Genomic DNA, 22,375 nt, shown 5'->3' with positions numbered 1-22,375 from the left:
ATATCAAAATAATGCCCTCTGTCGGTTAAATAGGTTTGATGAGTTAAACACAAAAAAAGAATCTACTCAGTAGATTCTTTTTTTGTAATGCGGATGAAGGGAGTCGAACCCCCACGCCGTAAAGCGCTAGATCCTAAGTCTAGTGCGTCTGCCAATTCCGCCACATCCGCTTGTGTTATTGCAAGCAGCAACAAGTTACTGCAAGCATTAACGATGAGTCACCCGGGGTTCGAACCCGAGACAACTGGATTAAAAGTCCAGTGCTCTACCAGCTGAGCTAGTGACCCATATTACTATGTTCCTTATTTCTGCCATATGACCGCTGTTACATTGACCTTATGGAAACTGGGTAGGAAGGATTCGAACCTTCGCATACAGGAGTCAAAGTCCAGTGCCTTACCGCTTGGCGACTACCCAATATTTTTAAGGGTGGATAATGGGACTCGAACCCACAACAACCAGAACCACAATCTGGCGCTCTACCATTGAACTATACCCACCATATGATCATCTTAAGATATCTTAAGAATCATTAACGTGCCAGCAGGGATTCGAACCCCGGACACCCGCCTTAGAAGGGCGATGCTCTATCCAGCTGAGCTACTGGCACAAGTTATATCTTTGGTGTGCTCATTTAATGATGAAGCGGGTAGGGGGAATCGAACCCCCGTAACCAGCTTGGAAGGCTGGAGTTTTACCATTAAACTACACCCGCAAAATGATGGCTATCATATCACACTATGGTGTCGCATAAAAATCGGGGTGACAGGATTCGAACCTGCGGCCTCTTGAACCCAAATCAAGCGCTCTAGCCAAGCTGAGCCACACCCCGTTTTTCAAAGGCTTTTATTTCAAACGTGCAAGATGTATTATACAGAGTAAACAAAACTTTGTCAACACTTTTGAAGGGTTTTTTTTATAATTCCTTTTCTTTTTCTAAACCCCTCTAAAATCAAGGTTTTTAAGACATTTTTCAAGAAATTCTAGGGATATTAGTATGGACCTTCCCATCACCATCAATGGTTAAAACGCCAAAACTGGCCACACCGTCTCTGGGCGAACTGATGCTGCCCGGATTAAAAATTAAACATTTACCTTCGTATTCTTCATGTGCCATATGGGTATGTCCATATAAAATTATATCATACTTTTCTTTTTTTGCTAACGCTTTTAACATATTCGTACCATGTTTGACATAATGATGATGCCCATGGGTGAGTAAGATTTTTTTCCCTTGAATAAGCACAACTTTCTCAGTAGGCACATTGTTTTCTCCCCAATCACAGTTACCGGCCACATAGTCAATGGGTATGTTGAAAAGACGCTCTATGTCCCGAGCATCTCTTACTAAATCTCCCAAATGGAAGATTCTGTCAAAACGATGATCACCTTCCATGAGGTCTAATACATGCTTAATTCTTTTATGGGTGTCACTGATGACTAAAATCTTCATCTCTATACCTCGAAATAAGCCTTAAGCGTATCTTTTATACGTCTTAAAGCTTGCCCCCTATGGCTGATAGCATTTTTTTTATCTACTGTCATTTCGGCTGTTGTGCATCCTTCTTCAGGTACATAGAAAATAGGGTCATATCCAAATCCGCCTGCACCCTTAGCTTCATTGGCAATATAACCTTCAATGGTAGCTCTTACATGTCTTACCTCACCGTTTGGAAAAGCAGCTGCTATTACACATACAAAGCGTGCTGAACGCTCTTTTTCTTTAGCATTTTTTAATCTATCCAAGACCATTTGATTCTTAACATCATAGGTGGTTGTTTCACCACCAAACCGTGCGGAGTAAATGCCCGGTTCACCATGCATATAATCCACTTCAAGCCCTGAATCATCCGCCAAAACAATATCACCGGTTTTTGCCGCTATTTCTTTCGCTTTTTTTATGGCATTTTCTTCAAAGGTATGCCCATCCTCTATCACATCAATATCAATACCGACATCTTCCATAGAAACTATCTTGTATGGTAAATCTGACAATATTTCTTTAATCTCTATCATCTTATGCTGGTTCTTTGTCGCAAAAATAATCTGTTTTTCCATGATGCTCTCCTTAAATTCAATCCATTTAATATGGAAATTAAAAACCCCTCACCTTATGTATAACTACAATTGGGTGACGGGGTTATATCTGTTGTTTACTCAACTGTGGTAAGATAGTTTTCCAATTTTTCAATGGATTCTTCCTCGTCAGGTCCTTCAGCTGTTAGAAGAATGCTTTCACCCTCAAGAATGCCAAGCGACATCATACCCATAATACTTTTGGCATTCACTTTTTTATTTTGCATGGAAACGTAAATGCTGCTTTGAAATTGGCTAGCCACTTGAACAAATAAAGCAACTGGTCTTGCCTCAAGTCCTGATGCTATTTTAACCATTACTTTTTTCTCAGTCATGAAATTCCTCCCTTGTGCTCTTTAATTTTTCAGCAATTTGACTTATTTTTCTTAATCGGTGATTCACACCTGATTTGCCTACTACTGGATCTAGCAGTTGACCAAGTTCTATAAGACTGGCATCTGAATGCTCAATCCTTAAGCTTGCGATGGATTTTAAGTTTTCCGGCAATGTTCCAAGGCCAATTGTTTGATCAATATAATCTATATCCTGCAACTGTTTAACAGCGGCAGATACAGTCTTATTAATATTTGCTGTTTCACAATTAACAATGCGGTTTACATTGTTGCGCATTTCTTTTAGAATTCTAAGGTTTTCTAACTCCATCAATGCAACATGCGCTTCCATGATATTCAGTAAATCCACAATCTGATTGCCTTCTTTTAAGTATAACACATAATACTTCTTTCTTAAGACAATCTTTGCGTCCATTTCAAAAGTGTTTACCAAACGCATGAGTTCTATCGTATGCTTTTCTTCTTGATTTACAAACTCAAGGTGATAGGTCTTTTCCGGATCACTAATGGAACCACTCGCCAAAAAAGCACCTCTAATATAAGCACGTTTGCAACATGTCGTTTGCACGATTAATGGACTGATGTGTCGATCCACCTTACCCTCAATAAGCATCTTTGTAACTTTCAAAATAGTTAAAGCCTCTTCACTGTCCATAACATAAATATGATAGATTCTATGCTTCTTCAGATAAATATTTTTCTTGATGGATATCTCAACTTTTATATTAAATGTTTTCTTTAATAAAGTAAAGCATTTTCTTGCTACTGCCGCATTTTCCGTCTGTATTTTTAGGCTTATGACTTCACCTTTTTCATTCTCTTTTATTTTTCCGCATACATTGATGATGGCTGCAACTTCTGCAATCCTACAATGTCTGGCCTCACCGATATGTCTAGCCAGTTCGTCCTTCACCTTTGATGAAAATGACATACCTTCACCTCATTTTTTCTAATACGCTAATCAATAGACATGATGATTTCTGCCAATAGTTCTGAGTCATGTCGGACATAGCCTGTTTTTTCATTGAGTGCGATCATAGGTACAGCTAAAACCCGATCATCGTTGATTAGAGGTAAGACCAACTCTGCCCCATCTTGATTATAATGTTCGATAACCATAGCTTCTGGCCAACCGTCATTGGCTATGATTTTATCAATCGATCCAACACCAATATACTGCTCGATAACATTAACATGCTCAAGCAAGGTAAAACCTTCCGTCTCACCGGGTTGGGTCATAATATTACCTACGTAGACAATCTTGCCTTTTGCATTCTTCAATGCTTCACAAACCCCTTTCACCAATAGGTTGGGGATAATAGATGTATAAAGACTTCCCGGCCCAAGTATGATACTATCTGCTGCCTCAATCTTTTCCAAAACATTCTTATATACCTTAGGGTTACTTGGCTTAAGCTTCATCTTTTTGATATGCTTCTTATGACTCTTATTAGCTGTTACAATCTCGCATTCGCCGATAATCTCGCTACCATCGTCATAAATAGCTTTAAGCTGGACATCTTCTGTTGTCACAGGCAATACTTGTCCTCTAACTCGAAGTACTTCATGAGCTTTTTCAACGGCCGCTCCAAAGTTACCATACAAGTCCCTAAGACCTACAATCAATAGGTTTCCCAGGTTATACCCCTTAAGAGAACCTTCTGAAAATCGATGGGCAAACAAAGCCTCTAGCATTGGTTCTGCTTCCGCGAGTGCCAATAAACAGTTTCGTATATCCCCTGGTGGCAATATTTTCATTTCTTTTCTTAGATTCCCTGAGTGACCACCATTGTCAGATACTGTGACAATGGCTGTCAACTCTTTTGTATGATTCTTTAAGCCTCTAAGCATGGTGGATAATCCTGTACCACCACCGATGCAGACGATTTTTTTATTTTTCATGGTTTACCTGCTACTTCCCTCTAAGGGCATCCTTCTCAATATCTCTATGGTGACAGTGTACGCTGTAGTTATAGCTCTCTAATTTCCTAGCTAAGGCGTCGGTTAATGTAACAGATCTGTGTTTGCCTCCGGTACATCCAATGCTGATGACCAATTGATTTTTTCCTTCTTTAATATAATTAGGTATGAGAAAGGCCAACATATCATCCAGTTTTCCTATAAAAACGGTCGAAACATCCCATTTCATTACATAATCCTGAACCACTTTATCTTTTCCTGTAAAACCTCTGAGTTCAGATTTATAATAGGGGTTGGGTATGAAACGAACGTCAAAAACCAAATCTGAATCCGATGGAATACCATATTTAAACCCAAATGAAAGAACTGTGATGATTAGATTCTTATAGCTCTTCTCATCATTAAGTGCTTTATGAAGCTCTAGCCTAAGCTCTCTTGTCAGGAGGTTGGTCGTGTCAATTATAATCTTTGCTTGACTTTTTACCGGTTCAAGAAGGGTTCTTTCTTCTAAAATGGCGTCTTCAATTCTTCCGTCTTCCACTAATGGATGCTTTCTTCTGGTTTCTTTAAATCTTTTAATCAAAATGTCGTTGCTAGACTCAAGAAAAATGATATCCACGGTTACCCCTTGGCTCTTTAACTGAGCCAGTTCACCAAAGAGAATCTCAAAGTGCATGCCACTTCGAACATCCACACCCAGCGCAATCTTTTTTAGTCCTGAATCTGGACTAAAACAAACATCTGCAAATTTACCAATTAAGGCAGGTAGCAGATTGTCGACACAAAAATACCCTGCGTCTTCTAAAAATTTTAAAGTGGTACTTTTTCCGGCGCCTGACATACCTGTCACTATTACAAACTCCATCTTATGCCTCCTTTCATTTATGACTAAAATTCACCTATAATTCTTACTTCCGTTTCTAGGTCTACATCAAACTTATATTTGACTTCATGTTGAATATAGTCAATAAGCTCTAGCACTTCCTTACAAGTTGCTTGTCCTTCATTAACAACAAAGCCACAGTGTTTTATCGAAACCCTAGCATCACCTATACGATAACCTGATAAGCCTGCATCCATAATCAACTTCCCTGCATAATGGCCTTCCGGCCGTTTGAATGTACTGCCTGCACTTGGTAATTCAATGGGCTGCTTATCTTTTCTTCTTTGTCCCAGATCCTGCATAAGCGTCTTAATTGTTTTTTTGTCCCCTTGTTCAAGTACTAAAGTTGCAGACAATACAATATCTTCATGAATCTGAAGGCTGCTATGTCGATAACCCAGTTCCAGTGCTTCTTTCGTCAGTCTTCTGGCTTCCCCTTTTCTTGTTAATATTTCTGCCTCTATAATAACATCTTTGATTTCCCCGCCATAGGCCCCTGCATTCATATATACGGCACCACCAAGGGTTCCTGGAATACCGGATGCAAATTCAAAGCCTCTAAGTCCGGCTCCATAAATATGCTTAGAAAGACTTGATAGCAGAATGCCTCCTTGAGCATAGACACGATTGCCATCTATTCTGTATTCACTCATATTCTTGCAAATCTGTATAATCACCCCGCGGTAGCCTCGGTCACTCACTAAGAGATTGCTTCCGTTACCCATTATATAATATGGTATATCTAGTTCTATACATAATCCGATGATATCCTCAATATGTTTTATAGTTTTTGGCACAAAAAACAAATCTGCCGGACCACCAATCTTAAAAGATGTATGAAGACACATAGGCTCATTATAGAAAAACCCTGCACCTTCAAACTTTTTTTTATCCATACGTTCCTGTAACTTAATCATCAAACACCTCACTCGTTTCTATGTTACTGCTTTAGTCAAAATTAATTATATCATGACCCTTCAAGTTAAGAAAGAAGAACAAACCACCTTTCCAATAGCTTCTGCTAAAGAAAAGGCGGTTCAAAAATTCATCTATAAAAGTTTCACACTTTTTGCTTATTTTAAGCCTTCCTCGTTGATTTCTACCGGATAGATTTCTTTTAAGGATTCAATCTCAGATCTGTATATTTCAGTTTGTTTTCTACCAATGAGTTCTTGTCTAACTTGATTTTCAACTTCTTCAAACGCTTTAACAGAGGCTTCAGTTCGCTCTTCAACCAATAGCAAATGGTAACCGAACTGTGTTTTTACCGGATCTCCAACAAGACCAATTTTTTGTGTAAAGGCTGCTTCTTCAAATTCAGGAACCATACGTCCTCTTTCAAAAGTACCAAGATCGCCTCCACGTTCTTTTGAGGGACAAGTCGAGTATTTTTTTGCCGCTTCTTCAAAATCCATACCACTGTCAATTTCGTTCTTGACTTCCATAACGTCAGCTTCGTCTGTCATCAGAATATGCTTGGCTTTGGCTTTAGGCCCTTCTGCAAAATTATTCTTATGTGCTTCATAATATGCTTTAACCTCAGATGGCTCTATTGTGATAGCATCCAAGCTTTTTTGTACTGCGTATCTTTGAAGCATCGCACGTTTGGTCTCTTCCATAATCTCAAGAAACTTATCCTCTTGATCAAAACCCTTTTCAACCGCTCTTTTATAGAATAATTCTCCTGCTACCATTTCATCCAACAATACTTTTCGGCCTTCAAAGCTAGAAAAATTCTGAGCATCCTGTTGTGGCAGATTTCTCATGATTGCAATCATATCGTCTTTAGTCAATTCTTTGTCGCCGACTTTAGCTAATACTATTTTTTCCATTCTATAATCTCCAATTCTATCGTCTTAGTAGTGACATCTAATGGTCAAAGCCTCCATACTTATATTTGACAGCTTAACCACTCATCATTTATCATACAGGATTAAGCTTCTTATTTCAAGGACTAATCTCTATGATTGAGCTATAAGAATCCTTGATGTATAATAGTCTTAGACTCAACTTCAACTAGGAGGAATTACAATGCAATGTCAATCTAGCCCCTTCGGCCTCACAAAAAACGGCCAAAAAATTATCCTATATACCCTATCCAATGAAAAAGGTCATAATGTCAAAATTCTAAACTATGGAGGCATCATCAAGGAAATCAATGTACCGGATGCTAGTGGTCAGATTAACAATGTGGTATTGGGATTTGATTCAATAGACGCTTATGAAGATTATTCACCCCATTTTGGTTGTATCACAGGTAGAGTTGCAGGGCGCATCAGTCAAGCGTCTTTTGATCTCAATGATATCAACTATACACTGGAAAAAAACAACGGTACGCATTGTCTTCATGGTGGTAATCTTGGACTGGACAAACAAATATGGTCTGTCACTGAAATCGTATCAGCTACACAAATCGAATTAGTATTAAGCCATCTTAGTTATGATATGACTCAGGGTTTTCCTGGAAATTTGGATGTGGTGGTGACTTATATTTTCGATGAAGAAAGCAATCTAACTATAAAATATAAAGCAACAACCGATAAAGATACCATCCTAACCTTAACCAATCACAGCTACTTCAATCTATCTGGCAATCCTTCTACCACTATATTAGACCATCTACTTACCCTGCCGTCAAAAGAATATGTAGCTGTTAATTCTGAAATCATACCCATCGGTGTCTTACCCACAGACTCTGGCCCTTTTGACTTCACACAGCCAAAAGCAATTGGTTTAAACATCTCTGAGAATGATATTCAACTAAAAAACGCCGGCGGTTATGACCATGCCTTTATCCTGGATCCGGATGACCATCAACCTATTGTCTTAAAAGATCCAAAGACCGGACGTATACTTGAGATAAGCACCACGGAAGCGTGTGTCGTCTGCTACACCGGCAACTTCCTGACTTCTGACCTACCACTACAAGGTAGCCAATCAACGCTTAAATATGGTGCTGTATGCCTTGAAACCCAATACTACCCTGACGCAATCAACCAAGACTTCTTCCCCACCAAAATCCTAAGAGCCGATGAAGTCTATCGTCAAAAAACCACCTACAGTTTCAAAGCCTAAGTTATATCTGATATTAAAAGCAGCAAGCATCATTTTCCGGTATTTCCTTCTAACAATCCGGTTCATAATAGCTTGCTGCTTTTTTATGATATCATTAATTTTTTAACTCAATTTTACATAACTGTGAAAGTAACTTCACGCCTCATGTCAGTCTTCAAGACATGAGGCTAAAATGAAAACTTTCTTATGAAATTTGCAAGACAGCAGGAAGCTATCCGCCGACTTTTGATGCAGAGACGCACCAACCGTAAACCCTAGTCATACAAACTGTGGAAGGGTTTTCATGGGACCTCTTTAATTTATAATCTAATATCATCAAAACTCAATGGACCCTTCATAATCTTTTTACGTATAGCCAAACGACCTTGATCATCCGGTAAGATACTCCAGTGAATTAAGTAGAATTTTCGTCCAATCAACTCTATACCGGTAATGCCCCTTGGATGAACACAACACCCTGTATTCAAGTATGTAGCTTCTGACCGGTCCGGCAACTTGGGACGATGGGTGTGACCACAAAGAATGCCGATATGATTATGCCTAATCCATTTAGAAAAAGACTTTTCTATTTTATGCCTTTTTACTCTGTTTTTAGAAGGACTTGATGGGTTTCTAAGACCAACCATGTGCATATAACGCCAAAAAATTCTCATCAAGAACAACGAAATAACCCAACCTTGATCGTTCATAAAATCACCTTGATGACCATGAACCACTAAAACTTCCTTATCTGAATGCTGATCTTTAAGCAGCAGGCTTTCTTTGATTTTTATACCTGGAAATAAAGGTGTCTTAACATCTAAATATTCGTCATAAAAATACGTCAGCTCATGCTTAGACCTATATACATTTCTAAAAGCCATATTATGGTTTCCAAAAAGATAAAACAGGCGTTTTTCGTCATAGTACTTTTTCAACAAACAAAAAACGTCACTATGAGCCCTTCTAATATGAGAGAATTTGCTATACTCCCACAACTCATCTCCATCGCCAACCTCAATATAAGTATATTCATTCTTAAAGTAATACTCAAGGGCATGGTAATAGACATTTTGATTATGGGCAAATTCATCTGACATACTGTTATCACCACGGTGTACGTCACTGAAAAATATAATTCTAGTATCATCATCCACTTCAATCGTATCTTGGTTGCGAATGGCCTTAAAATAACATTCTGTTAACCTTTTATGTCCAAACAAGTCATCACCTTCCTCACCTTCCTATTATAGCATATAAGCATTCTCAAGTAATAGAAAAAAGTGAAAAGGTCTTATACCTTATTGATATAAAACCTTCGACTCGTTCATCTTTAATTCTTGTTCTTAATAATAAAAACGCCAATTGTGATAATAGCAATTGCAATAATCATACCAGAATCAAACCAGATGAATAACTTACTCATCAAAATCAGAGCACCAATACCAATCAATAGGATGCCAAGGACTCTTCTTGTATCCTTACTATCTAGATCAATGGCAGTATGGATATCTACCTCTACATCTTCACCATCATCCACCTCAACATAATCCAAGGGTCGCTCCGGTATGATGATCGCACCGATAATATAACCAAAAAAAGTAATCCCAAAACTTGGAAAAGCGAACAAAAGAAAAATCAAACGTACAATGGTCACATCAATCTTAAAATATTCGGCAATGCCTCCACAGACACCTGCCAAAACCTTATTCTTATTCGAACGGTATAATCTCTTATTCATAGCGCACCTCAACTTTCATTTCATCACTTAAACATCTAATGAATTCATTATAGTACGCCAAGTCTAAAATCTCATGGTAAAAACATTAAAAGTCGATTAAAAAGAAACAACTACTCCACCGTAACACTCTTCGCCAAGTTCCTTGGCTTGTCAATATCATGACCCAAATCTCTTGCAATATAATAGGCAAATAATTGCTGAGGTATGTTTTCAAGCAATGGTACTAAAGACCAGTGGGTTCTGGGTATATAGATAACATCTTCTGCCACTTGCTTAATCTCAAGGTTACCTTCCATTGCAATAGCCATGATACTAGCGCCTCTTGCTTTGACTTCCTTGATGTTACTAACCGTCTTGTCAAAGAGACTTTCTTGACCAACCAGCCCCATAAGTAAGGATCCTTTTTCAATCAGGGCTATTGGACCATGCTTAAGCTCGCCTGCAGGATAGGGTTCTGCGTGTAAGTAAGCAATTTCCTTAATCTTAAGAGCACCCTCCATGGCAACCGCATAATCCAATCCTCTACCAATGTAAAATACATTCTTCATATTCAAATGTTTCTTTGCCATATCTTCAATTAAAACGGCATTTTCTAAAATGTGTTCAACTTGAGATGGCAATTGATACAATGCCGTTCTAAGTTCTCTAAAGTCCTCTATGTTTAATTTACCAAGCGCTAAAGATATCTTCATACTAATTAAGTACATGGCACATAACTGCGCTGAATAGGCCTTAGTAGATGCCACTGCAATCTCGGGTCCTGCCCAAGTATATAATACATCGTCGGCTTCTCTTGAAATACTGGAACCTACGGCATTAACAACACCCAAAACATGAGCACCAGCCTTTTTAGCCATTCTAAGTGCAGCTAATGTATCCGCTGTTTCTCCTGATTGGGATACTACAATCATCAAGGTATTCTCGTCTAAAATTGGGTCCTTATATCTAAACTCCGATGCCACTTCCGCTACAACAGGAATACGGGCATACTTTTCAATCAATTCTTTTCCTATTAAGCCAGAATAATATGCAGTTCCACAAGCAATTACATAGATTCTTGTGACTTTCTCCAGAACCTCTTTTTCAAGATTAATGCCATCTAAATAAACATCCTCCTGATCCATAGGGAGTCTTGGTGTTAATGTGTCACGAATCACTTTTGGTTGCTCAAATATTTCTTTCAGCATAAAGTGTTCATAACCTGCTTTTTCAGCTGCTTCAATATCCCAAGTAACATTAAATATATCTCTCTTGATATGTCTTTGGTCCATATCCATGATAACGATATCTTCTTTGGTAACCACTGCTATTTCATAATCCTCAATAAAATATACTTTTCTTGTATGTCGTAAAATGGCCGGTACATCAGAAGCAATGAAGTTCTCACCATCACCAATACCAAGAACCAATGGACTATCTTTTCTCGTTGCAATGATCTTATCCGGCTCTGCTTCTGCCACAACTGCAAGGGCAAAAGAGCCTTCGATTCGATGAAGTGCCGCTATTACTGCTTCTAAAATATTGTTACTTTTTTTGTAGTATGAATCAATGAGTTGTACCGCAATCTCCGTATCTGTTTCAGAAATAAAACGGTAGCCTTTGTCAATAAGTTCCTCTTTAAGAGAAATATAGTTTTCAATAATGCCGTTATGAACCAAAGCAATAGTACCACTTTCATTCATGTGAGGATGGGCATTATGATCTGAAGGCTCACCATGGGTTGCCCATCTAGTATGACCAATTCCAACAACACCTTCTAAATCTTTGATTTTTAATTTGTCTTCTAGATTACTAAGTCTGCCCTTTGACTTGACCATATTCAATTTGTGGTCAAAAATAGCAACCCCCGATGAATCGTAACCTCTATATTCAAGCGTTCTTAACCCCTCTATTAAAATAGGGGATGCTTCCTGATTACCAATATATCCTACTATACCACACATATTATACCTCCTATTTTAAGCGTAACTCAATTAAGTCCGCCAATTGTCGAGCCTCTTTTTCAAGTATCATTTTATCTTTACCTTCAATCATAACTCTAACCAATGGTTCTGTCCCTGATGGGCGTATCAACACACGGCCATCGCCTTTAAACTTATCTTCAACCAATGCTATGGCCGCTTGAATTTCTTCATTTTCTTTGTATGCATATTTATTAACATTTTTGACTTTTGCATTCACGAGGACCTGAGGTAACACCTCCATACATGAAGCCAATTCTGATAAAGTCTTACCCGTTTCCTTGACAACTTCCAACAGATGAAGGGCTGTTAATAAGCCATCTCCTGTCGTATTTTCATCTAGAAATATAATATGTCCTGATTGTTCTCCACCTAGATTGTAATCATTATTAATCATTTCTTCAAGAACGTAACGGTCACCAACGGCCGTTTGTTTAATAGCTAGGCCATGGTTCTTACCCATGATAAAAAAACCCAGATTACTCATGACTGTAGCAACCACTGTCGACTTTCTCAGGGTGCCTTTTTCTTTCATGTATAGGCCACATATGGCCATAATTTGGTCCCCATCAACAACATTACCTTTTTCATCTACAGCCAAGCATCGGTCTGCATCTCCATCAAAGGCTAGCCCAACGTCTGCTTGTACTTGTTTAACATAAGACTGTAAATCATTCATATGTGTAGAACCACACTGTTTATTAATGTTTGTTCCATCTGGTTCGTTATGTATGATGATGACTTCTGCTCCCATCTGTCTTAGGGCTTCCGGGGCCGATACATAAGATGCACCGTTGGCACAATCAATAACTATACGCAATCCCTCAAGACTTGTTTTGATTTGCCTTTTAGTAAATCTTATATAGTCATATATACATTCATTTCGCTGGATATGGCGACCAATGTCTACACCAATGGGTAACTCAATATCTCTATTCCCGTTTCTAACCAAGGCTTCTATTTCCTCTTCTATGCAATCAGAAAGCTTATAACCGTCTCTATTAAAGAATTTGATACCATTATATTCTACCGGGTTATGAGATGCGGATATGACAACACCTGCATCTGCACCATATTCTCTAGTTAAATAGGAAACAGCCGGTGTCGGCATGACCCCCATAGACATAGCATCCGCGCCTACAGAACATATACCTGCAATCATAGCAGAAGAAAGCATCTCTCCTGATAATCTCGTATCCCTTCCAATAAGAATTGTTGGTTTATGTTTATTTTCCTTTGTAAGTACGTAAGCACCGGCTTGACCGAGTAAATACGCAAGTTCGACTGTCAATTCTTTATTTGCAATACCTCTGACACCATCTGTTCCAAATAAATTCCCCATATTATAATCTCCTTCTTTTTAAAATCTTTATCATTATACCATTCACCAATTGGCATCTCAATTAATTCCTAGGATTAAAAGTTAAAATATGGCAGGTGGTATAGACCACTTGCCATATTGGTATACTCATTATATCTAATTATCTGTCGACACTTCTTCTTGATCGATAGAGCTGATTTCTATTCTTACCGTCGGTGTGCCAGAGATCCATTCAAAGTTACTAGGCACTACAAACTCAACCTCTACATTATGAATACCCAGTCCAAGATCTTTTAGAAAAACTTTTGGCTGTAATGTTTTTACCTCAAGAACAGACAATTCCTTTTCTATACCTCTAAGTCTTAAATTCAGTGGTGTTGTATCCAAATACCTATAAGTAAGATCTTCATCTAATTGACGTATTGTCACTTCTTCAAGGTCAATGGTGTAGTCTTGATTCACCAAAGGTTCGACCTCTATGATGAGTTCTGTTAAAGCATCCGAATTATAAACATTAATACCTGCCGGTAAGTACTGGTTTAGATTAATACTGTATGATTCCGTTTGCTGATTAAATGTACTTAAATCGATATTAGGAACCACAAGTTCTGTAAAGTTTTCGAGTACATCCGGTTCACCACGAACGATGATTTCCTTCATTTCCAACTCCATGGTAACCAGCCTATACGCTTCGTTCAGACTACCTACAGTCTGAAATACAACTGGCACTGTCTTAATCTTTTGAATTGGTACTTTGACTTGTATCTGATTATTACTCATTTGCAAACCAAGTATTTCTTTTCCTGTGGAATCCAGTATTTGAGGTGCAACATAAACTGTAACATCATCGTAAGCGTTGTCGATTCGAATCGGTACTCTAACCTCTGATACTCTGGCAAGTTGAGACTGAGGACCGGTTATCTCAATCTGATTTGGAATAATCACCGGATTAAGTCTAATATAATCACTATCAAGTTCGCCTATATACGAAACTTGTATATCTTTTAATGACTTGATAATCGGCTCTAAACTAATCTGCATATTATTTGGTTTTTTTTCCAGAATATCTATCTGATCATTAACCTCAATAATAATATCAACGGTATTAGTAATAGATACCTTACCAAGATCTGCATAGGCTTTTATGTCTGAATAAGTCAAACGATCAATGAGTGATCTCTTTCCTCCTAGGGTTACGCTGATATTTTCGCCTTCCTTATATTCAATGGCCTGATCTTGTGCTGTAATGGCTAACTCGTTTCTCTTCTCCACAACAACATTATTGAAAGTCTTTTTGATATATGGGTCATCATAATTGACAACCACCAACCATAATACGAAGGCTATTAATAAGGCTGCAACTTTCCACAACCAATTATTCTTGATTTTTTCGATCATTTTGACGCCTTCCTTTCCACAGCTTTAGTGGCCAAAACCCAACTTTCTTGGAGTTGTCTCCACCAAGCTTATTCATCAAATATTCCTTATTCACATTACGTATAATGTTACCGCCTGTAGCAAGGGAAATAAAACCTGTTTCCTCTGATACAACAACCACCATGCAATCAGCCACTTCACTGATACCGACAGCTGCTCTATGTCTCGTTCCAAGTTCCTTACTTAAACTCATATTGTCTGACAGGGGCAAATAACACGTAGCTGCTACGATTCGATCATCTCGTACAATCATAGCACCATCATGAAGTGGCGTATTATGCTCAAATATATTAATAATTAATTGTGAACTAACTACTGCATCTATGATAATGCCAGTTGGCTCATAGTCATATAATTTCACTTCTTTTTCAACAACAATTAAGGCACCTGTTTTTGTCTTACTCATCTCTTCAACAGCGACAACAATCTCTTCAACACTCTCATGGTTCATATGTAAACTTCTGTCATGATCTTCTGATAAGATTAAGTCTGTGATGAAATTCCTACGCCCTAAAGATTCTAAAGCACGACGAAGTTCCGGTTGAAATATTATTAGAAATGCAATAATACCAACATTTATAGTATTCGAAAGAATCCAAATAATGGTATTTAACTCAAAAATGATAGCAATGGTCGCAATAACCAGTATTACGAAAACACCTTTGAATAATACCCATGCTCTTGTGCCTCTAACCCATTTGATCAATTGGTAGTTTACAAAAGCAATCATTATGATTTCAATGATATCTTTAATTTGTATGGTCGGTATTTGATTTGTAATGTTGCCAAACCAACTGAAAAAGTTGTTAAATGCGTTCACACGAGCACCTCGTTTGCTATTTATTCTATGGTTTTGATTTCTCTTTTACTTTTTGATAATTTGATTTTGGGAATGGCTTTTACATAATAGAAATAATCTTCATCTTCAAATTGCTGATGTTCTGTTTTTTGATAATCTAAAGTGAATCTGAAAAACTGCATAATACATACTATGAGGACTGCAAAAAATGAACCAATCAATACACCTAAGATTTGAACGCCTGCATTCAAAAGCAGATTACCCATAATAAAACCAAAAATATTAACAAGCCCACCGACGCCAACGGCTATATACTGAGCAAAGTCCAACTCAAGTCGACCCACATAGTAAGTTGTTACAACTACGGCAAGAAATACTACAATCGTTAGTAACATAGCTCTATTACCCATCAATATATTCATTGTGTATTTATACATTTCTATAATTGTAGTGGGCATATCATACAGATCAGCAGATGTCATTTGAAGGATACCGGGCAAGTGCATACCAAGGTAATAAACAACAACACCTATGCCAATGGGTACAATGGCAACAGGACCAAGAAAAAGACCAGCAAACAATGGTAAAACATAAGCTAATTTCATATGAATTAAGAGAGGTAATAATATAACCAAATACGCTTGCTTTGGAAACAAGCGTATAAACATTAAGTAGATAATTACTGTTACGCCAAAAACTATAAATGTTGCTTCAATAGATATGAAAAATATTCTTGCCCATAATGTCACCATAATCAATATAACAAACCATGTTCCGGGAACAAAGGCAACAATTGCCGCCATGGCCACTTTAATGTAAAACTTATCCAGAAGGACGAATTTATTCTCCAAGTCAAATCCGGATAAGTACCTCCCAAGAAGAGATAGAACCACCAAAGCCATAATAAACTTGCTAAGTGGTACGATAATACGTTCAAACTTTCTATAATTCTGCATGATTATTTCTTTAATCTCAAGCAACATAGTCATAACGTTTCCTCCTCCAATGCTTACATCTTTCTCAATTCTTTGAGCATTCTCTGATAATCGTCAATTCTTTCTTTACTCTCACGGTAGCGCTTTTTGTATATAATTGTTGCAATCATTCCATAAATTACCATAAAAACAGCCCAGATGGTTAGATAGCGCATACCGAGTGCAACAAAATCATATTCAATAAATCGTTGCATATCCTCAAAGAATTTCATTCCAATATCTGCTAAAAAAAATAAAAATAAGGAACATGAAACACCTAGTAATATCAAAAAAGTCTTGTAAGCTATATAATCACCTTTGAAGTATTCCATAATATTTAAGTCTTCTTTGCCTTCTTTTTTTTCAAATGTGGCCAATTTCATCATAAGTTTGACTTTTTCTTGATCTACCATATGTCACCTCTTTATTCTATTCATTTTCCTCTATTGGTAGTAATCCTGCCGGATTATATTTGACGCCTGCATGCCATAAAATCCATTCTTCTAAGCTAGCATCATAAGTGGCTTGGATTTGCTCCCTTATAGCTTCTGCATCATAGGTTTTGTAATTACCTCTTCCAAGGTAGCTGGCTGTAAAAGCTTGTAACCATGGTCTAACTATGGCTTTATGTTCCTCTTCCGGTATCGTAGATAGTTTGTCTGCCGAATCCATCATAGATCCATAAATAATACGATATGGATATAAGTCTGAATGCTCACCTTTAGGTGTATTGTAAAAACCAAAACCATAATGGGATGGGTAAATCATTGGACATATTACATCCACAATTTTTGACATTTCAACATAATCTTGACCAATGGTAGCTGCATCTTTTGAACTTGTTATAACCGTTCCAAAAACATCTGCTGAAACTTTAACACCATATGGCTTAAGCTCTTCCATTGCATACTCTAAAAATTCCAATATTACTTCTTCCCTAGTTTGTAGTTCATCTCTCCCTTGAAAATCAGCTTCTGCCAATGTGCTTGTTGCCTCAAATCGTATGTAGTCAAACTGAATTTCTTTGAAACCTATTTTGGCTGCTTCCTTAGATACATCAACGATGTATTTCCATGTATCTTTATTATACGGATCTAACCAAGGTATATCCTTATATTTCCATAAAGATCCGTCTTTTCTTTTTATTGCATATTCAGGTTTTCTTTCTGCCACAAAAGGATCTTTAAAAGCAACAATCCTAGCAATTGGATATATATCATGGCTATATAAACGTTCCATCAAAGCTTCTATATCTCTAATCGCTTTGATATCTGCTCCTACTTCTTTAACTGATTCTAAATCCATGTCATACGTAATGTGTCCTGAATCATTTTTAACATCAATCACAAAGGCATTGATTTCTGTAGTGTCTGCCAAATGAATCAAATCATCCATCCATGTCGAAATACCTGCAGCATGGCCGCTAACATAAACACCCTTGACCGCCCTTGTTTCATGGTTTTTGGTGGTATCTGTTGACATAACTGACTCATAACTGTCAAAATCATAAACAACATCTGATGGAATCGGCAGGGATTCGTATTTTTTAAGATTTTCACTGGATGTTAGCGGTATGTTATTATTTGTAACCTCAACTTCATTAGCAGATTTGCCGCAACCCTGTAACAGAAACATGAACAGCGTAAAAAACAGAATCATTAGGATTCCATTTTTCAGCAGTAATTTATGATTATTATCTTTTTTTCTTAGAGCATCCATAGTATTCTCCCATCTCATGACTTACGTACAACATTATAACATATTAAAAATGGCATTTCGACCATTTTTTATTAACAATAGATTAAATATGGTCTCACTATAATGATCTCAAGCATTCGCTATGTCTACTATGAATTGAGGACTTCCCTTGGTCAGAGAAATCCTCACATATTATAACTATTTGTTTTTCATGGTTGGAAATAATAAGACATCTCTTATTGAATAAGAATCCGTAAGCAACATTATTAAACGGTCAATGCCAATGCCTAGCCCACCTGTTGGTGGCATACCATATTCAAGAGCTGTTAGAAAATCCTCGTCAATTTTGTTGGCTTCCTCATCACCAGCTTCTCTAAGAGATTCCTGGTATTCAAATCGACCTCTTTGATCAATTGGGTCATTCAATTCTGAAAATGCATTAGCAAATTCTCTTTTTGTTATAAAAAGTTCAAATCTTTCTGTATAAGCAGGATTTGACGGTTTACGTTTTGCCAAAGGTGAAATCTCTACAGGATGATCCATAATAAAAGTCGGTTGAATCAAGTTTTCTTCTACGAACGCTTCAAAGAAGGCGTTTAGTATCTCACCCTTTTTAAAATGCTTTTCAATGTGAACATTTTTTTCTTTTGCTAATTTTTTTGCCGCTTCATCGTTTGCAACCTCTTCAAAATCAATACCTGTATATTTTTTGACAGCATCTAACATGGTCAATTTCTCAAATGGTTTTTCAAGGTCAATTTCGATTCCGTCATAGACCACTTTTGCTGTGCCAAGTACTTTTTGAGTTACTGTACGAATCAGATTCTCGGTAAGTTCCATCATACCATAGTAGTCTGTATATGCTTGATAAAGCTCTAGCAATGTAAATTCCGGATTATGTCGAACCGACAAACCTTCATTTCTAAATACACGTCCCATTTCATAAACGCGTTCAAAACCACCTACAATCAAACGCTTTAGATGTAATTCCAATGATATACGGATATGGATGTCCATATCTAAAGCATTATGATGGGTATTGAAGGGTCTAGCCGCTGCACCTCCCGGAATGGTATGAAGCACAGGTGTTTCTACTTCAAGAAAGTTCATATCATCTAAAAAATAGCGAATTTCCTTAATAATACTTGATCGTTTGAAGAAAGTTTCTTTGACTTCCGGGTTGACAATCAAATCAATATATCTTTGACGATATCTGGTATCTGTATCCTTTAGGCCATGGAATTTTTCAGGTAAAACTTGCAAGCTTTTTGAAAGCAAAAGTACTTCACTGGCTTTAATGGATATTTCTCCTTTTTGAGTCTTAAAAACCACGCCCTTAATACCGACGATGTCCCCGATATCATAGGTTTTGAAAGCTTCATAAGCCGCATCACCGATACCATCTTTACGCACATATACTTGTACTTGACCTTCTCGGTCTTGAATGTGACAAAAAGAGGCCTTGCCCATGAGACGTTTGGTCATAATTCTTCCTGCCACACTAATTGATTGACCTTCCAGAACTTCAAAATCATTAGTAACATTTATACTATGATGGGTTACGTCATATTTGGTGATTTGAAAAGGATCATTACCGGCCGCTTGCAAATCACTCAGTTTCCCTCTTCTAATTTTTAATAATTCATTTAAATCTTCTACTGGCGCGATTAGGTTATTTTCCATGATCGACACTCCTTTTCAACAATCAACACGCTCTATCTATGAATCCCAAGAACTTTGAACTTCAACAAACCGGCTGGTGTTTCCACCTCAGCTATTTCTCCGACCTTTAGGCCCATCAATGCTTCTCCGACCGGAGATTCATTGGATATTTTCCCATGCAAAGGATCTGCTTCTGTAGAACCGACTAAAGCATAATCAATTTCTTCATCATATTCCATGTCAAACAGTCTAACTTTACAACCGACCCCAATAAAGCCTAGATCGACTTCATCCTCGTCTATAACTTCAACATTTTTTAGTAATTTCTCTATTTGTACAATACGTGTTTCGACTTCTGCTTGTTCTTCTTTGGCAGCATCGTACTCCGCGTTCTCTGATAAATCCCCTTGAGCTCTTGCTTCCTTAATCTTTTGTGCTATTTCTTTACGTCTGTTAACTTTTAGCTCCTGTACTTCTGCTTCAAGTTCTTGTAAACCATGATAAGTCAATATAATTTTCTTTTCAGGCATTTTATGACACCCCCTTCTATTTAATTATTCTAAGTTAGTAATCGGCCAAAAAAATGTTCTACATAAGCCTTAATGTAAAGGTTTATCTAGATCACACGTGAGTTTTTTATAAAGCCATCATACAATATATTCAAAAATTATAACTTAATATATCCTAGTTGTCAATTAACATCTTGACACTTTAACCATCATTGCAACAGAATCTCATGAATCATTTTGTCAAATTCGTGAATATCCACAATTTGATTCATAACTTGTCGAAGTCTAGCACCATGCATAAGGCCTTTTGTGTACCATGCCACATGTTTACGCATCTCTCTGAGGGCAATATATGAACCTTTATCTTCCACCATAGCCTCTTTATGACGCAAAATCATTTCTACGATCATTTCAGTATCCGGGCGATTCGGTATAAGACCCGTTTTAAGATAATGATTGATTTCATAGAAAATCCATGGATTACCTTGAGCACCTCTTGCTACCATTACACCATCACATCCGGTTTCTTCCAACATGCGTTTCGCATCTTTTGCATTAAATACATCTCCGTTTCCAATTACCGGTATGTCTACCGCTTCTTTTACGGCTCTGATAATATCCCAGTCTGCATGACCGCTATAATATTGTTCTCTTGTTCTTCCATGAACCGTAATGGCAGCCGCACCACTTGCTTCTGCGGTTTTTGCCACTAAGATAGCGTTCACATGATTAGCGTCAAAACCTTTCCTTATTTTCACCGTTACCGGCTTGGACAAGCGTTTTACCATCGTTTCTACAATCTCACCAATTCGCTTTGGGTTTTTCATCAAAGCAGATCCTTCTCCATTGTTAACCACTTTCGGTACCGGACAACCTAAGTTAATATCAAAAAGAGCAATTCCCGAATGGTCTATTTTTTGAGCGCTCTCTGCCATGATTCCCGGCTCTTTACCAAAGATCTGAATACCTAATGTCTCTGTACTTTCACTTGTCACCAACATATCTTTAGTTTTTTGGTTATCATAGGCGATGGCTTTAGCACTAATCATCTCTGTATAAACAAGACCTGCACCTTGTTCATAGCATAGGACTCTAAAAGGTCGATCAGAAACACCTGCTAAAGGTGCCAAAAATATATTGTTCTTCAAATTAAGTTGATCTATTTTCATTTTATTTGCCTCTATTACGGTCATATATGTATTTTAGACCTTTGAAGGTCAAAATACTGTCATAAATGTCTATGACATCCGTCTCGCCTTGCATGACCCTAGCTAGACCGCCTGTAGCAACCACCTTCATGTCTGGTTGCTTTAATTCTTCTTTCATTTTTTTGACGATGTATTCCACTTGACCGATATAGCCATAAACCAAACCTGCTTGCATACTGTCAATTGTGTTCCTAGCTAATATGGAACTTGGCTTTTTGATTTCAATTTCCGGTAATTTTGCTGCCTTTTGCCATAAAGCATTGGCCGTAATCTTAATCCCCGGAGAAGTGACGGCCACTTCAAATACACCTTTTTCAGAAATAAAATCATAAGTGGTGGCCGTTCCAAAGTCAATAACAAGTAGTGGCCCACCGTATTCATAAAAGCCACCTGCGACATCTACAATACGATCTGCTCCCACTTCTCTTGGATCATCGGTATGGATAGATATGCCTGTCTTTATACCAGGCCCAACAATCATAGGTTCTAAGCGTATATATTTCCTTACACCATTGTTCAGTGAATACATAATATTAGGCACTACTGAGGATATGATGACGCCGTCAATATCCGTGACTTCAATCTTCTTTGAATTCAAAAGTGCAAGAAGAAAAAGACCATACTCATCTGAGGTTCTTGGCGTTTTCGTTGTCATTCTAAAAGTACCAATCCATTCAGTACCACTATGGACTCCTATTGTTATATTTGTATTACCTACATCCATGGCTAATAACATATGAAACCCTCCTTATTTATCCTTTTATTCACTGCTCTCATAA

The 22,375-nt window shown here is 37.6% G+C and carries 22 protein-coding genes, 7 tRNA genes and 1 pseudogene; 1 reads left to right on the top strand and 29 read right to left on the bottom strand.

Translation table 11 applies throughout. From position 1 onward, the window contains the following. Window positions 1-88: 88 nt before the first annotated feature. From AC6F8J_RS03365 to AC6F8J_RS03295, 15 genes are all read right to left on the bottom strand, one after another. A tRNA-Leu gene (locus AC6F8J_RS03365) sits at window positions 89-170 on the bottom strand. A gap of 44 nt (window positions 171-214) precedes the next feature. Continuing rightward, window positions 215-287, bottom strand: a tRNA-Lys gene (locus tag AC6F8J_RS03360). A gap of 58 nt (window positions 288-345) precedes the next feature. Continuing rightward, window positions 346-417, bottom strand: a tRNA-Gln gene (locus tag AC6F8J_RS03355). 11 nt (window positions 418-428) lie between these two features. Further along, window positions 429-500 (bottom strand) — tRNA-His (locus tag AC6F8J_RS03350). A 36-nt stretch (window positions 501-536) separates the two neighbouring features. After that, window positions 537-610 (bottom strand) — tRNA-Arg (locus AC6F8J_RS03345). A gap of 34 nt (window positions 611-644) precedes the next feature. Then, window positions 645-715, bottom strand: a tRNA-Gly gene (locus AC6F8J_RS03340). 42 nt (window positions 716-757) lie between these two features. Next, window positions 758-832: transfer RNA gene (locus AC6F8J_RS03335), tRNA-Pro, on the bottom strand. 141 nt (window positions 833-973) lie between these two features. Beyond that, the gene (locus AC6F8J_RS03330; RefSeq protein ID WP_500720985.1) at window positions 974-1,453 is read right to left on the bottom strand and encodes a YfcE family phosphodiesterase; all 480 of its coding nucleotides are present in this window, start codon (window positions 1,451-1,453) and stop codon (window positions 974-976) included. A gap of 2 nt (window positions 1,454-1,455) precedes the next feature. Continuing rightward, window positions 1,456-2,058, bottom strand: coding sequence for an XTP/dITP diphosphatase (locus tag AC6F8J_RS03325; RefSeq protein ID WP_500720983.1), 603 nt, complete (start codon window positions 2,056-2,058; stop codon window positions 1,456-1,458). A gap of 95 nt (window positions 2,059-2,153) precedes the next feature. Further along, window positions 2,154-2,411: an HPr family phosphocarrier protein gene (locus AC6F8J_RS03320; protein WP_275842247.1), complete on the bottom strand. Its 258-nt coding sequence runs from the start codon at window positions 2,409-2,411 to the stop codon at window positions 2,154-2,156. Further along, window positions 2,404-3,360, bottom strand: a complete 957-nt coding sequence (gene whiA / locus AC6F8J_RS03315; RefSeq protein WP_500720981.1) for a DNA-binding protein WhiA — start codon at window positions 3,358-3,360, stop codon at window positions 2,404-2,406. Before whiA ends, AC6F8J_RS03320 begins: the two co-directional genes overlap by 8 nt. 26 nt (window positions 3,361-3,386) lie before the next feature. Beyond that, window positions 3,387-4,331 (bottom strand): uridine diphosphate-N-acetylglucosamine-binding protein YvcK, encoded by a 945-nt coding sequence (locus AC6F8J_RS03310; RefSeq protein WP_500720979.1) that lies wholly within the window; start codon window positions 4,329-4,331, stop codon window positions 3,387-3,389. A 10-nt stretch (window positions 4,332-4,341) separates the two neighbouring features. Continuing rightward, on the bottom strand, window positions 4,342-5,214 hold the full coding sequence (rapZ, locus tag AC6F8J_RS03305; RefSeq protein WP_500720977.1) for an RNase adapter RapZ: 873 nt from the start codon (window positions 5,212-5,214) through the stop codon (window positions 4,342-4,344). Window positions 5,215-5,237: 23 nt separating this feature from the next. Next, window positions 5,238-6,149 (bottom strand): UDP-N-acetylmuramate dehydrogenase, encoded by a 912-nt coding sequence (gene murB, locus AC6F8J_RS03300; RefSeq protein WP_500720975.1) that lies wholly within the window; start codon window positions 6,147-6,149, stop codon window positions 5,238-5,240. Between the two features lie 156 nt (window positions 6,150-6,305). Continuing rightward, the gene (locus tag AC6F8J_RS03295; RefSeq protein ID WP_500720973.1) at window positions 6,306-7,064 is read right to left on the bottom strand and encodes a peptidylprolyl isomerase; all 759 of its coding nucleotides are present in this window, start codon (window positions 7,062-7,064) and stop codon (window positions 6,306-6,308) included. A 199-nt stretch (window positions 7,065-7,263) separates the two neighbouring features. Here AC6F8J_RS03295 and AC6F8J_RS03290 point away from each other — a divergent pair, with 199 nt between their 5' ends. Beyond that, on the top strand, window positions 7,264-8,307 hold the full coding sequence (locus AC6F8J_RS03290) for an aldose epimerase family protein (protein WP_500720971.1): 1,044 nt from the start codon (window positions 7,264-7,266) through the stop codon (window positions 8,305-8,307). 299 nt (window positions 8,308-8,606) lie between these two features. Here AC6F8J_RS03290 and AC6F8J_RS03285 read toward each other — a convergent pair whose 3' ends face one another. The 14 genes and pseudogenes from AC6F8J_RS03285 to AC6F8J_RS03220 all read right to left on the bottom strand — a co-directional run bounded on the left by AC6F8J_RS03285 (window position 8,607) and on the right by AC6F8J_RS03220 (window position 22,332). Next, the gene (locus AC6F8J_RS03285; RefSeq protein WP_500720969.1) at window positions 8,607-9,509 is read right to left on the bottom strand and encodes a metallophosphoesterase; all 903 of its coding nucleotides are present in this window, start codon (window positions 9,507-9,509) and stop codon (window positions 8,607-8,609) included. Between the two features lie 110 nt (window positions 9,510-9,619). Further along, entirely contained in the window at window positions 9,620-9,826 is a 207-nt protein-coding gene (locus AC6F8J_RS03280) for a LiaF transmembrane domain-containing protein (RefSeq protein WP_500720994.1), read from the bottom strand. Window positions 9,827-9,841: 15 nt separating this feature from the next. After that, window positions 9,842-10,027, bottom strand: a pseudogene (locus tag AC6F8J_RS03275) (PspC domain-containing protein); the annotation flags it as partial. 110 nt (window positions 10,028-10,137) lie between these two features. Then, entirely contained in the window at window positions 10,138-11,970 is a 1,833-nt protein-coding gene (gene glmS, locus AC6F8J_RS03270; RefSeq protein WP_500720967.1) for a glutamine--fructose-6-phosphate transaminase (isomerizing), read from the bottom strand. 10 nt (window positions 11,971-11,980) lie between these two features. Beyond that, window positions 11,981-13,330 carry a phosphoglucosamine mutase gene (gene glmM, locus AC6F8J_RS03265; RefSeq protein WP_500720966.1) on the bottom strand — a complete coding sequence of 450 codons (1,350 nt, stop codon included), beginning with the start codon at window positions 13,328-13,330 and terminating at the stop codon, window positions 11,981-11,983. Window positions 13,331-13,465: 135 nt separating this feature from the next. Then, window positions 13,466-14,707, bottom strand: coding sequence for a CdaR family protein (locus AC6F8J_RS03260; RefSeq protein WP_500720964.1), 1,242 nt, complete (start codon window positions 14,705-14,707; stop codon window positions 13,466-13,468). Further along, complete coding sequence (cdaA, locus tag AC6F8J_RS03255; protein WP_500720963.1) at window positions 14,685-15,566, bottom strand: diadenylate cyclase CdaA; 882 nt, start codon at window positions 15,564-15,566, stop codon at window positions 14,685-14,687. Before cdaA ends, AC6F8J_RS03260 begins: the two co-directional genes overlap by 23 nt. Before the next feature lie 20 nt (window positions 15,567-15,586). Next, window positions 15,587-16,534: a hypothetical protein gene (locus AC6F8J_RS03250; protein WP_500720962.1), complete on the bottom strand. Its 948-nt coding sequence runs from the start codon at window positions 16,532-16,534 to the stop codon at window positions 15,587-15,589. Window positions 16,535-16,554: 20 nt separating this feature from the next. Beyond that, on the bottom strand, window positions 16,555-16,932 hold the full coding sequence (locus tag AC6F8J_RS03245; protein ID WP_500720960.1) for a hypothetical protein: 378 nt from the start codon (window positions 16,930-16,932) through the stop codon (window positions 16,555-16,557). A 16-nt stretch (window positions 16,933-16,948) separates the two neighbouring features. Continuing rightward, the gene (locus tag AC6F8J_RS03240) at window positions 16,949-18,238 is read right to left on the bottom strand and encodes a putative glycoside hydrolase (RefSeq protein WP_500720958.1); all 1,290 of its coding nucleotides are present in this window, start codon (window positions 18,236-18,238) and stop codon (window positions 16,949-16,951) included. Window positions 18,239-18,415: 177 nt separating this feature from the next. Continuing rightward, window positions 18,416-19,900 (bottom strand): lysine--tRNA ligase, encoded by a 1,485-nt coding sequence (gene lysS / locus AC6F8J_RS03235; RefSeq protein WP_500720956.1) that lies wholly within the window; start codon window positions 19,898-19,900, stop codon window positions 18,416-18,418. Between the two features lie 32 nt (window positions 19,901-19,932). Further along, a complete protein-coding gene (gene greA / locus AC6F8J_RS03230; protein WP_500720954.1) occupies window positions 19,933-20,409 on the bottom strand; it encodes a transcription elongation factor GreA in 477 nt (158 codons plus the stop codon). 188 nt (window positions 20,410-20,597) lie between these two features. Continuing rightward, a complete protein-coding gene (gene dusB, locus AC6F8J_RS03225; RefSeq protein WP_500720953.1) occupies window positions 20,598-21,557 on the bottom strand; it encodes a tRNA dihydrouridine synthase DusB in 960 nt (319 codons plus the stop codon). Between the two features lies 1 nt (window position 21,558). Next, on the bottom strand, window positions 21,559-22,332 hold the full coding sequence (locus tag AC6F8J_RS03220; protein ID WP_500720951.1) for a type III pantothenate kinase: 774 nt from the start codon (window positions 22,330-22,332) through the stop codon (window positions 21,559-21,561). Window positions 22,333-22,375 lie beyond the last annotated feature (43 nt).

It is taken from the genome of Petrocella sp. (assembly GCF_059865615.1).
The sequence above is the reverse complement of the archived record's forward strand: the minus strand, read 5'-3'. Positions and strand labels throughout refer to the sequence as shown.

Bases quoted from the DNA above. Each gene is read 5' to 3' on its own strand.
- AC6F8J_RS03245 (WP_500720960.1), bottom strand. From the start codon at position 16,932: ATGGTAGATCAAGAAAAAGTCAAACTTATGATGAAATTGGCCACATTT.
- AC6F8J_RS03250 (WP_500720962.1), bottom strand. From the start codon at position 16,534: ATGACTATGTTGCTTGAGATTAAAGAAATAATCATGCAGAATTATAGA.
- AC6F8J_RS03295 (WP_500720973.1), bottom strand. From the start codon at position 7,064: ATGGAAAAAATAGTATTAGCTAAAGTCGGCGACAAAGAATTGACTAAA.
- AC6F8J_RS03220 (WP_500720951.1), bottom strand. From the start codon at position 22,332: ATGTTATTAGCCATGGATGTAGGTAATACAAATATAACAATAGGAGTC.
- murB (WP_500720975.1), bottom strand. From the start codon at position 6,149: ATGATTAAGTTACAGGAACGTATGGATAAAAAAAAGTTTGAAGGTGCA.
- AC6F8J_RS03240 (WP_500720958.1), bottom strand. From the start codon at position 18,238: ATGGATGCTCTAAGAAAAAAAGATAATAATCATAAATTACTGCTGAAA.
- glmS (WP_500720967.1), bottom strand. From the start codon at position 11,970: ATGTGTGGTATAGTAGGATATATTGGTAATCAGGAAGCATCCCCTATT.
- rapZ (WP_500720977.1), bottom strand. From the start codon at position 5,214: ATGGAGTTTGTAATAGTGACAGGTATGTCAGGCGCCGGAAAAAGTACC.
- dusB (WP_500720953.1), bottom strand. From the start codon at position 21,557: ATGAAAATAGATCAACTTAATTTGAAGAACAATATATTTTTGGCACCT.
- AC6F8J_RS03290 (WP_500720971.1), top strand. From the start codon at position 7,264: ATGCAATGTCAATCTAGCCCCTTCGGCCTCACAAAAAACGGCCAAAAA.
- AC6F8J_RS03325 (WP_500720983.1), bottom strand. From the start codon at position 2,058: ATGGAAAAACAGATTATTTTTGCGACAAAGAACCAGCATAAGATGATA.
- greA (WP_500720954.1), bottom strand. From the start codon at position 20,409: ATGCCTGAAAAGAAAATTATATTGACTTATCATGGTTTACAAGAACTT.
- lysS (WP_500720956.1), bottom strand. From the start codon at position 19,900: ATGGAAAATAACCTAATCGCGCCAGTAGAAGATTTAAATGAATTATTA.
- AC6F8J_RS03260 (WP_500720964.1), bottom strand. From the start codon at position 14,707: ATGATCGAAAAAATCAAGAATAATTGGTTGTGGAAAGTTGCAGCCTTA.
- AC6F8J_RS03330 (WP_500720985.1), bottom strand. From the start codon at position 1,453: ATGAAGATTTTAGTCATCAGTGACACCCATAAAAGAATTAAGCATGTA.
- AC6F8J_RS03320 (WP_275842247.1), bottom strand. From the start codon at position 2,411: ATGACTGAGAAAAAAGTAATGGTTAAAATAGCATCAGGACTTGAGGCA.
- glmM (WP_500720966.1), bottom strand. From the start codon at position 13,330: ATGGGGAATTTATTTGGAACAGATGGTGTCAGAGGTATTGCAAATAAA.
- whiA (WP_500720981.1), bottom strand. From the start codon at position 3,360: ATGTCATTTTCATCAAAGGTGAAGGACGAACTGGCTAGACATATCGGT.
- AC6F8J_RS03310 (WP_500720979.1), bottom strand. From the start codon at position 4,331: ATGAAAAATAAAAAAATCGTCTGCATCGGTGGTGGTACAGGATTATCC.